Source organism: Nodosilinea sp. LEGE 06152, assembly GCF_015207525.1.
Taxonomy (GTDB): Bacteria; Cyanobacteriota; Cyanobacteriia; order Phormidesmidales; family Phormidesmidaceae; genus Nodosilinea.
In genome coordinates, this window is record NZ_JADEWR010000046.1 from 1 (window position 1) to 1,712 (window position 1,712).

The following is a 1,712-nucleotide window of genomic DNA, read 5'->3' on the forward strand; positions in this document are numbered from 1 at the left end:
TACGGAGTCACAGGCTCCTGGCGATTTTTCGAGTTTTATCCTTAAAGGTGCGGCGACCCAAGCTACACGCGGTTTGCTTAACCTAGGGTGGGACGGTCTGCCACACTTTTTAAGATACAAGGGTGGGTTAGGCGGCTCTCCCCTTTGCCCTAGCCTTAAACCTTGCGTCCTGCCGTAACCCACCGCCTACCATCGCGACCGGCTCGATATGGACAAACCGGGTTCCTGCGCCAGAGACAGTAAATCTCGCTACCCGCCAAAGAAACCCGGTTTCTGGGTGTAGCAACTCCCGAACTGCAGACGCTGTAACCTATACCGCCACTGTGTCTGAAGTTTTGGGATCGGGTAGCTGCGTCGTAATCAGCGCTGCCGCCAGCACAAACAGGCTTGAGACCCACAGGCAGCCCACCAGGCCAAACCACTGGTAAAACAGCCCCGAGGTAATCGTGCCCAGCAGCCGTCCGCCCGAGTTAGCCATATAGTAAAAGCCCACATTCAGGCTGACATCCTTATCTTCGGTGTAGGCCAGCACCAGGTACGAGTGCACCGCCGAGTTAAATGCAAACACCACACCAAATACAATCAGGCCGCCCGTTACCGCAACGTCGCCGCGCAGTCCCGACATCAGCACCAGCGCAATCAGGGCCGGAATCGCCGTCAACATCGAGGTCCAAAACAGAATCGTTTTTGCCTTAGGTACCACCTTGCCGGTATGGTCTTTGCGCAACAGCTGCGGGGCCAAAAACTGCACAATGCCGTAGCCAATCACCCAGATCGCCATGTAGGTGCCCACCTGCATAAAGGTCCAGCCCAGCACCTCGTACAAAAACACCGGCAGCGCCACCACAAACCACACATCCCGTGAGCCAAACAAAAAGAACCGCGCCGCCGACAGCACATTAATCTCTTTACTTTTAGAAAACAGCTGCCGAAAGGGCACCTTTTTGCCAATCTTGCCCATGTCGGCGGGCAGCAAAGCTCCCGACAGCAGAATAACGATCAAAACCGCCGCCTGAATCAGCAGCGCGGGGCGAAAGCCTACCCACTCCAGCAGCGCCGCCCCGACAAAAAAACCCACCCCTTTCAACGCATTTTTCGACCCGGTCAGCACCGCCACCCACTTGAACAGCCGCGACGCCGCCTCCTTCGGCACCACCAGACGAATGGCGCTCTTGGAACTCATTTTGGTGAGATCCTTGGCAATGCCCGAAAACGCCTGAGCCACCATCACAAAGCCCACCTGCACCGGCACCACCCAGTCGGGGTTCAAAAAGCTGAGCATCCCCAGGGCAAAAACTTGCAGGGCAATGCCGCCGTAAAGCGTCTGCCGAATCCCTACCTGAGAACCAATCCAGCCGCCAAGAAAGTTGGTCACTACGCCGAACACTTCGTAGAAGAGAAACAGCATGGCGATCTCAAAGGGCGTATAGCCCAGCACGTGAAAGTGCAGCAGCACCAGCATCCGCAGTGCCCCATCGGTGATGGTGAARSCCNNCAGYAGNCGKYRGYGRYRANTNKKCKTMGKTGCSCAGGYWSTMGKKTTTSRWSSWSSMSKSMSWCAKGGKGSYRRRNGAKGRNATRSRTWSRCRSGYSSNGCRGGTMGRYGSSYAGGCGGGTGACGGTCCCTGAGCGGAGGGGAAGGGAGGGGCCTGGTTACTTTGAGCAAAATTGGCACTTGTAGGTAGCCGGTGCTCTGCCTATGCTAAGTACCA

Annotated in this window: 1 protein-coding gene; it reads right to left on the bottom strand. The window is 56.8% G+C overall.

The genetic code is table 11. The annotated features are described in order from the left end of the window. Window positions 1-310: 310 nt before the first annotated feature. Window positions 311-1,498 carry an organoarsenical effux MFS transporter ArsJ gene (gene arsJ / locus IQ265_RS28465; protein WP_194059912.1) on the bottom strand — a complete coding sequence of 396 codons (1,188 nt, stop codon included), beginning with the start codon at window positions 1,496-1,498 and terminating at the stop codon, window positions 311-313. Between the last annotated feature and the right edge of the window lie 214 nt (window positions 1,499-1,712).